The following is a 9,455-nucleotide window of genomic DNA, read 5'->3' as shown; positions in this document are numbered from 1 at the left end:
CTCTCTTACCAATGACAAATGACAAATGACAAATGACAAATAACAAATGACAAAACACATTGCCCTAATTAGCGAACATGCCACCCCGTTAGGAATTTTTGGGGGGGTTGATAGTGGTGGTCAGAATGTTTATGTGGGTCAGGTAGCAAAACACTTGGCAGCAATTGGTTATAGCGTTGATGTATTCACGCGGCGCGATCGCCCCCAATTACCAGAGGTGGTGGAGTGGCATTGCGGAGTCAGAATTATTCACGTTAGCGCAGGTAAACCGGAGGTATTACCTAAAGAGGCATTACTACCGCATATGGAGGAATTTACTGCCAATGCGATCGCTTTTATGGATCGTCTGTGGCGCTACGACCTGATCCACGCCAATTTCTGGATGTCAGCCTTAGTTGCCGCAGAAATTAAGCGCCAACGAGGAATTCCCTTTGTGGTTACGTTTCATGCGTTGGGACGGGTACGGCGTTTGCATCAAGGCAATGCCGATCGATTTCCTGACGAACGCTTTGCAATTGAAGATCGGATCGTGCGGGAAGCCGACAAAATTATTGCCGAGTGTCCCCAAGATCGAGAAGATTTACTTTCCCTTTATCCAGCCGATCCTGAAAAGATTAAGGTGATTCCCTGCGGTTTCGATCGCTCGGAGTTCTGGCAGATCGATCGCTTCCAAGCACGATTGAGTTTAGGTATACCTCAACAGGAAAGGATCGTACTGCAACTCGGTCGCCTAGTTCCTCGTAAAGGTGTGGATAATGCGATCCGAGGGTTTGCGCGTTTGGTCGAGCAGCATGAAATTACAGCACGTTTGCTCATTGTGGGGGGCGAGTCCGTTCATCCCGATCCGCAAATTACGCCTGAGATCGGTCGCTTAAACGCAATCGCATCTACTTTGGGAATCGGCGATCGCGTCACGTTTATCGGTCATCGAGGGCGCGAGGTACTGAAATATTTTTACAGTGCGGCGGATGTCTTTGTGACGACTCCTTGGTACGAACCGTTTGGCATTACCCCTTTAGAAGCAATGGCTTGCGGTACGCCCGTCATCGGCTCGAATGTGGGAGGGATTAAATTTACAGTTAAAGATGGAGAGACGGGATATTTAATTGCACCCAACGAACCGGAAATACTAGGCGATCGCCTTGCGTTTCTGTTCCAAAACCACTCTTTGTTACACCTTTTAGGCAAACAGGCACTCCGCCACGTCGAACGGTGCTTCACCTGGCAAAAGGTTACTAGCGAGATTGCTGCGCTATACGAAACAGTTTTAGCAGGTAGCAAATTGGTTGGTAATTCTATGCATGAATTGGCAGCGATCGCAAGTAGTTTTGATGCAGCAATTCAAGCTTTTCAAGCATCTAAAGCTACCCTGAGTGAAGGAATTCTCGCAGCAGCCAAGCAATTAAGCCACTGCTTTGCCCAAGGGGGAAAAGTCTTAATCTGCGGTAACGGTGGCAGTGCGGCTGAAGCGCAGCATCTGGCTGCCGAATTCGTCGGTCGTTTTCGCTGTCCCTATCGGGCAGGACTACCCGCGATCTCACTAACGGCTGATAGTGCAATTCTGACTGCATGGTCGAATGATGTGGGATATGACGACATTTTCGCCCGACAGGTGAAAACCTTTGCTCAACCTGGAGATATATTGCTCGGTATTAGTACCAGTGGGCGATCGCGTAATGTTATCAACGCTTTCCAAGCAGCACGCCAGCAAAATCTTAGTTGCATTGCCCTCCTTGGTGGTAACGGTGGCGAACTAGTAGGACTTGCAGATATTGTAATTCGCGTTCCTGCCAACGATCCGCAACGAATTCAAGAGGTTCAGTTGTTAGTAGTGCATTTATTGTGCGAATTGGTAGAGGAAAAACTATTAACCGTTCCACAACTATCTGGGAGCAAGGAGCCGGGAGCCGGGAGCCGGGAGCAGTTATCAGTTATCAGTTATCAGTGACCAATTACCCATTACCCAATAACAAATCAAAACGGAAAAAATTATGCAAAATTTAACTGCAAAAGTAGCACTAGTTACAGGTGGCGCACGCGGATTAGGTGAAGCAATTTGTCATATCTTAGCTGATGCAGGAATTACCACCATTATTGCTGATGTTCGTCTTGAATTAGCAGAAAAAGTTGCGCAAAGCTTACGCGATAGCGGCAAAGAAGCAATGGCAGTTGCACTTGATGTTACTAATGCCGCACAAATTGAAACTGCGATCGCAAAAATTGTTTCTCAGTACGGCAGAATAGATGTCTTAGTTAATAACGCAGGCGTAGATTTAACCGTTCCAATTGAAGAAATGCCCGTTCAAGAATGGGAGCGTATTCTCAATGTGAATTTAACGGGGCCCTTTATTATGTCTAAAGCCGTTTTTACCCCAATGAGAGAACAGGGAGGCGGTTTTATTATTAATATTACTTCGACGGCGGCTAAACGAGCGTGGGCGAACGCATCAGCTTATCATGCTAGTAAATGGGGATTATTAGGCTTTTCTCATGCTCTACATGTTGAAGGTAGACCGCACAATATTAAAGTGACTGCTGTGGTCGCTGGCGGGATGCGAACCCCTTTTTTAACAGAACGTTTTTCCGAACTCGATTTAAGCACATTACAAGATCCAAAAAACGTTGCTCAAACAGTTTTATATCTATTAATGCAACCAGCCGATACGGTAATTCCAGAAATCATGGTTTTACCAATGAAAGAAAGTTCTTGGCCCTAATTCAATTTTAGATTTTGGATTAAGTCTACTTTTGCCCTCTACTCCCTACTCCCTGCTCCCTGCTCCCTACTAAATATGAAAGCAGTTTTTCTGGATAAAGATGGTACTTTAATTGAAGATGTTCCTTACAACATCGATCCAGATAAAATTCGACTTTGTGCAGGTGCATTAGAAGCAGTGCAAATGTTAGCCGCTGCTGACTACCAAATCTTTATTATTACAAACCAATCTGGTATAGCACGCGGCTACTTTCCAGAAAGCGCTCTCATAAATGTAGAGAAACATTTGCGGCAATTATTGGCTACTGCTGGTGTTTCTCTAGCCAGTTTTTATTATTGTCCTCACCACCCTCAAGGAGTTATCACAGAATTTGCGATTGATTGCGACTGTCGTAAACCCAATCCTGGCTTGCTGAAAAAAGCAGCAAAGGAACACTCAATTAAATTAGATCGATCTTGGATGATTGGTGACATTTTAAATGATATTGAAGCAGGAAATATAGCAGGTTGCCGCACAATTTTAATTGACAATGGCAATGAAACTGAATGGCAACTATCGCGATCGCGATTACCCAACTTTATCGTCAACAACTTACGGGAAGCTGCTGCGGTAATTATGGCAAGCGATCGCTCACCTCCACAGAAAAAACACGCCTATTCTTAACATTCTTCATATCTAGAACGCGAGAAACCCCTTGCGCCTCCGCGCCTTTGCGTGACACAAAAACAAAACTATGGAATATAAATTATGATTGCCCAACAGTATCTCGATAAATGGACAAACTTGCACGTTCTTGCGATCGGCGAGGCAATGTTAGACTGTTACTTAGAAGGAACCTCTAACCGCCTTTGCCGAGAAGCACCCGTTCCCATCGTCGATATTAATAGCTTGAAAGACGTACCTGGAGGAGCAGCAAATACAGCAGCAAATATCGCTCGTTTGGGAGCAAGTGTATCATTTCTATCAGTCATAGGAACCGATTTAGAAGGCGATCGCTTAAAACGAACTCTTCAAGAACGAGGAATTTCCACTCATAATCTAATCGCTTCTAACCAAAGGCAAACTTTACTCAAACAACGCATTTCCTCTGACTCTCAATTACTCCTAAGGTGCGATCGCGGTAGTACAGAAAACATCGATCCTCAAATTGAAAACCAACTGATCGAAAACTTAAACCGTCTTTATCCAACTTGTGACGCAACTGTAATTTCAGATTACGGTGGTGGAATTCTCACCCCAAGAATTATTCAGACAATAGCTCAACTTCAAACACATTATCCTCGAACTATAGTTGTTGATTCTAAACAGTTGAAAAATTTTCAGTCTGTTAATATCACTGCAATTAAACCCAACTATCAGCAAGCTATTCAACTATTAGAGATCTCAGCTTTAAAAGGAAAAGAACGAATTCAGCAAATTGTAGACTGGGGAGAAAAACTACTCGATTTAATTAACACTCAACTCGCCGCAGTCACTCTAGATGCCGAGGGAGCCATCATTTTTGAGCGTAACAATCCACCCTACATTATCCCTTCCCATCCCACGTCCAACAGCCAAGCAACAGGCGCAGGAGATACATTCGTAAGCGGCTTAACCCTTGCCTTAGCCGCAGGTGCAGCAGGAAAACTTGCCGCATCAATTGCATCTGCAACAGCAGCAATTGTGGTAACTCAATCAGGTACGACGACTTGTAGCTTATCAGCATTACACCAGTCTCTTTCCGGTAATCAAAAACTAGTTGTCAGTCGGGAATCGCTAGTAACTTCGATCCAAGAACACCGCAATTGGAAACACAAAATTGTTTTTACCAATGGATGTTTCGATCTTCTACATCTCGGACACGTTACCTATCTAAAACAAGCAAAAGAATTAGGCGACATTCTCATCGTTGGTGTTAATTCAGATGAGAGTATTCGACAATTAAAAGGAGCAAATCGTCCTGTAAATTGTTTGAGCGATCGCTTGGCAATTCTCTCTGCTTTGGAAAGCGTCGATTATGTCATTCCTTTTGCCGAATCAACCCCTAGCGAACTGATTAAAATTATCCGTCCTGATATTTATGTCAAAGGAGGAGACTACACCTCAGAAATGCTACCCGAAGTTCCTCTAATAGAAGAACTAGGCGGCGAAGTCAAAATCTTACCTTACGTCAGTAACATTTCTACAACCGCAATAGTCAACCGCATCTATCAAACCTTCTCCAAACTCCCCTCAATCTAATTACCTTGCCATCTTTGCGCCTTTGCGTCTTTGCGCGACACAAAAATATCTATGTCACCAACCTGGAATACCGCCAAAAAAATTCTCTGTGTCAGACTAGACACGATTGGCGATGTGATTATGACAACTCCCGCCATCCGTGCTTTAAAAACTTCCCACTGCGATCGCCATATTACCTTAATGACTTCTTCAGCAGGTGCTGTAGTTGCACCACTTTTACCAGATATTGATGACTTAATTGTTTACGATTCTCCCTGGTTAAAAGCAACTGCAACCCGCCAAAATAGCGAGCCTGAATATGCGATTATCTCCGAACTTAAAGCCAGAAATTTTGACGCAGCAGTCATTTTTACGGTTTACAGTCAAAGTCCTCTACCCACTGCCTTTCTTTGCTACATGGCAGGTATTCCACTGCGATTAGCGCATTGTCATGAAAACCCTTATCAATTACTAACCGATTGGATTAAAGATCCAGAACCAGAAAATTTCACCCGTCACGAAGTTCAACGTCAACTCGATTTAGTCGCCAGCATTGGTAGTAAAGTTGAAGATAAACGCTTGCGAGTACAGATATCAGAAATTGCGAGAAAAAATATTCAAAACTTACTTGAGAAAATTAGAATTAATTTCAGCCAACCTTGGATTATTATGCATCCAGGTGCAACAGCAATTTCTCGTCGCTATCCTCCAGAAAGTTTTGCGATCGCCGCACGTAAATTAGTGCAAGACTATAATATTCAAGTTATTTTTACAGGTATAGAATCAGAAATAGAACTCGTCGAATCAATTCGATTACAAATGCGATCGCCTTCTTTTTCTCTCGTTAATAGACTAAACTTATCCGAACTTACTGCATTAGTAGAAAAAGCACATTTATTAATATCTAATAATACTGCACCCGTACATATTGCTGCCGCAGTTGGGACACCAGTTGTCGATCTTTATGCTTTAACTAACCCACAACACACCCCTTGGGAAGTTTTAAATCGCGTTATTTTTCACGACGTTCCTTGTCGGATTTGCTATAAAAGCATTTGTCCTGAAGGACATTACCACTGCTTGCGCCTAGTCGAACCTGAAAGAGTTGTAGATGCTGCGTTAGAACTATTACAGGTTCGTCAGCCAGCTATGCCTGTTCGCGCAACCAAGTTGTGAGAGCAGTAACATCTTGGAGCCAAATTGTGACGAAAGACGATTATAGAACAATTGATGTCTTAATTCCAACCTGCGATCGCCCAGTAGCTTTAGCTGTAACTTTAGCTAGCCTTTGCGCCCAAACTTATTGAGATTTTCAAGTAATTATTTCCGATCAAACTGAAGATCGAGATATATTTGAAACTCGGGAAGTACAAGCAGTGATGCGAGTACTTGAAGTCCACGGACATTTAGTTAAAACTTACAAGAATTTACCTCGGCGTGGCATTGCCGAACAACGTCAATTTTTATTAGATAAAGCGACTGCTACCTATGTCATTTTTTTAGATGATGATATAATTTTGGAACCTTATGTCCTCCAAAATTTACTTACAGCTATTCAAGAGGAAAAATGCGGTTTTGTAGGAAATGCATTTATCGGTCTTAGTTTTATTAACGATATTCGTCCCCACGAACAAAATATTGAGTTTTGGGACACACCAGTAACGCCAGAAGTCGTGAAATCTGGAACCCCAGCTTGGGAACGGTGGCGCTTGCACAATGCAGCAAACTTACATCACATTCAACAACGCTTTAACATTACTAGCGATCGCCCGCGTAAATATCGTATAGCCTGGGCAAGCGGTTGTGCCATCTACGATCGCCAAAAATTATTAGATATCGGCGGATACAATTTTTGGCAAGAACTTCCTCCCCATGCTTGCGGCGAGGACGTGTTAGTACAATTGCGGCTGATGGCAAAATATGGCGGTTGCGGTTTACTCCCATCAGGAGCATATCATCAAGAATTACCAACCACAATTAGCGATCGCAGCGTTGACGCGCCACACTTATTACCAATTTGTTAGTCAAAGTGAAGCGAATTTTATTTATTGAATTATTGGGAGGAATTGGGGATTTAATTATCGCGCTACCAGCGATTAAAGCTTTGGCATTGTCCCATCCTCAAGCACGGATCGCGGTGCTAACTTTTCCTCCAGGTGGCGAACTGCTACAAAGCGATCGCCACATACATGAAGTCATTTTTGCCCAGCGAGGAGCAGCCCGTCAATCGGTCGAGCAGATTCTGATTCAACAGAATTTCGATCTAATTGTTTCAGATGTCAATTATGATGGCATTGCCGAGCTAATTCACAATAGTGGTGCTAAACGCACGGTAACGAATTTATGGCGCAACCCGCCTGATAACCAACTCATAAGCGATCGCTTTTGTCAAGTTTTGTATGAAGAGGGTTTAATTGCAACTGCTGGACTACGCCACGGAAGATCCCCCCTAGCCCCCCTTAATAAGGGGGGAACGCCACCTCTCGTTCCCCACGAACAGGAAATGCCTCTTCTAGCCTCCCTTGAGGAAACGCCACTTCTCGTTCCCCACGAACAGGAAACGCCTCTTCTAGCCCCCCTTTTTAAGGGGGGTTGGGGGGATCTGATTCACCTGCTAGAAAGTGAAATAGCCACAGCTCGACAAACATTTGGAGCCGCATACCGTCCCTTGGTCTTCCTCATTCCCGATTCGGCAATGCCAATCAAGCGGTGGTCAACACAGAATTTCATTACTGTCGGCAAAGCCTTACAACAGAAATATAACGCCACCATTATTGTTGCTGGAGGCGACGATGAAGAGATGGCGCGGCAGATTAAGGCAGAAATTGACAAGACAGCACGAATTTGGCAACGGGGAACCCTGCGGGAACTGGCAGCGGGTATATCCCAAGCAGATTTAGCGATCGCAGTTGATACCGGACCCGCTCACATTGCTGCTGCTCTTAACGTGCCTACTATTACCCTCTTCGGTCCTGCTTGGCACGAACGCTACGGACAACCCGCACCTCATATTAACTTGCAGGGTTATCCTGAATGTTCCGAACGAGTCATTCGCAATTTTACCGAACAAAGCTGTTGGTACAGTGGTGTTTGTCCTTTCGATTGGCACTCCTGTACGGAGGATATATCTGTTGCATCGGTTTTGGCAGCAGCGGCGAAATTCTTGGATCGGCAGGAGGAGCTTGACGATCCCCCCCTGCCCCCCTTTTTAAGGGGGGAGTTAGAAGCGGTGCGAGATACTGCTATCTCTCTGCCTCCAGCAGAGGCGCGAGAAACTGCTGCCCCCTCACCTCAACTAGTAGCGCCAGAAACTACTGCCCCCCTTAAAAAGGGGGGTTGGGGGGATCTCCGCAACATCCTAGTCATGCGCCTAGATAATATTGGTGATGTCATCATGACTAGTCCTGTCCTGCGAACGATTAAAGAAAACCTTCCCACTGCCAAATTAACCTTAATGGCAAGCCCAGCCGGGGCATTGACACAACCTCTACTGCCGTGGGTAGATGAAGTCTTATCCTGGCGAGTCCTATGGCAAGATTTGGGACGATTGGACTTCGATCCGGCGCGAGAATGGAAACTAATTGAGACTTTAAACCAACGTCAATTTGATGCGGCAATTATTTTGACAAGTTTTAGTCAAAGCCCTTACCCAGCTGCTTTAGTTTGCTATTTAGCCGGAATTGGATTGCGTTTAGGAGAATCGAAGGAGTCGGGACAAGGAATATTAACGCATTGGGTTGACCCCTTACCGGATGAAATTCACCAAGTAGAGCGGAATTTGCGCTTAATTGAAGCAGTTGGGTTTAAAGTGCGCGATCGCCGTCTTTGCTTGCACGTTCCTCAAACTATAACAGCAGCAATCCCAAATTCTTACATCTTGCTCAATCCCTGGACGACTTGCCAATCTCGCAACTACGACGACTGCCGCTTTGCAACAGCAGCCCGTCAATTATCTCAAATGACGAGTTTACCTATTGTCGTCACGGGAACCAATAAGGATCGCGATCGCGCCCGCCCCTTACTCGATATTTTAGGCGACGCGATCGATCTGATTGGTGCGACTAGTCTCGCTGAATTTGCTGCCCTGATTGCCAATGCCCGATTGGTTCTAACCAATAACACATCTACCATGCATATTGCTGATGCTACCAACACTCCAAGCGTCATTCTCTTTGCTGGTACTGAACTCGAATCTCAATGGCAACCCTGCTATGCTCCTGTTAAACTCCTCCGCCGTCCCACAGTTTGCAGTCCTTGCTACGCCTTCACCTGTCCCTACAACATGGAATGTTTAGATATTTCCCCAGAGGAGGTGATTGCAGCTGGATTGGAAATGCTCGATCGAACCAATTCAAATTTCAAATTTCAAAATTTTAGAGGGTACAAGAACCTACTAGAACAATTCAAAAGTTAAAAGTTAAAAGTCAAAATAGAGCGTATTGCTGCTTCAATTTTCTCAGAATTTTATTTAGAAGATTATCGAAAAGTCGATCGAGCGATAGACGATTGATTTACTCCTGGCTGCCGCATCCCAGTTCA

General features: G+C 44.6%; 8 protein-coding genes. All 8 read left to right on the top strand.

The annotated features are described in order from the left end of the window. Positions 1-46: 46 nt before the first annotated feature. The 8 genes from C7Y66_RS17885 to C7Y66_RS17855 all read left to right on the top strand — a co-directional run bounded on the left by C7Y66_RS17885 (position 47) and on the right by C7Y66_RS17855 (position 9,330). On the top strand, positions 47-1,948 hold the full coding sequence (locus C7Y66_RS17885) for a glycosyltransferase (RefSeq protein WP_106546628.1): 1,902 nt from the start codon (positions 47-49) through the stop codon (positions 1,946-1,948). Positions 1,949-1,991: 43 nt separating this feature from the next. After that, on the top strand, positions 1,992-2,717 hold the full coding sequence (locus tag C7Y66_RS17880) for an SDR family oxidoreductase (RefSeq protein ID WP_106546627.1): 726 nt from the start codon (positions 1,992-1,994) through the stop codon (positions 2,715-2,717). Positions 2,718-2,792: 75 nt separating this feature from the next. Then, positions 2,793-3,380 (top strand): HAD-IIIA family hydrolase, encoded by a 588-nt coding sequence (locus C7Y66_RS17875; protein WP_106546626.1) that lies wholly within the window; start codon positions 2,793-2,795, stop codon positions 3,378-3,380. Between the two features lie 84 nt (positions 3,381-3,464). Continuing rightward, complete coding sequence (rfaE2, locus tag C7Y66_RS17870; RefSeq protein WP_106546625.1) at positions 3,465-4,937, top strand: D-glycero-beta-D-manno-heptose 1-phosphate adenylyltransferase; 1,473 nt, start codon at positions 3,465-3,467, stop codon at positions 4,935-4,937. A 51-nt stretch (positions 4,938-4,988) separates the two neighbouring features. Continuing rightward, positions 4,989-6,092, top strand: a complete 1,104-nt coding sequence (waaF, locus tag C7Y66_RS17865; protein WP_106546624.1) for a lipopolysaccharide heptosyltransferase II — start codon at positions 4,989-4,991, stop codon at positions 6,090-6,092. Next, on the top strand, positions 6,089-6,223 hold the full coding sequence (locus C7Y66_RS33015) for a hypothetical protein (RefSeq protein WP_255410006.1): 135 nt from the start codon (positions 6,089-6,091) through the stop codon (positions 6,221-6,223). Before waaF ends, C7Y66_RS33015 begins: the two co-directional genes overlap by 4 nt. A 72-nt stretch (positions 6,224-6,295) precedes the next feature. Further along, positions 6,296-6,940: a glycosyltransferase family A protein gene (locus C7Y66_RS17860; RefSeq protein WP_233222732.1), complete on the top strand. Its 645-nt coding sequence runs from the start codon at positions 6,296-6,298 to the stop codon at positions 6,938-6,940. Between the two features lie 5 nt (positions 6,941-6,945). After that, the gene (locus C7Y66_RS17855) at positions 6,946-9,330 is read left to right on the top strand and encodes a glycosyltransferase family 9 protein (protein WP_106546631.1); all 2,385 of its coding nucleotides are present in this window, start codon (positions 6,946-6,948) and stop codon (positions 9,328-9,330) included. The last annotated feature ends 125 nt before the right edge of the window (positions 9,331-9,455 follow it).

This window comes from Chroococcidiopsis sp. CCALA 051 (assembly GCF_003015105.1).
GTDB classification, from domain to species: Bacteria; Cyanobacteriota; Cyanobacteriia; order Cyanobacteriales; family Chroococcidiopsidaceae; genus Chroococcidiopsis; species Chroococcidiopsis thermalis.
Note: the sequence above shows the minus strand (reverse complement) of the source record. Positions and strands in the feature narration are given on the sequence as shown.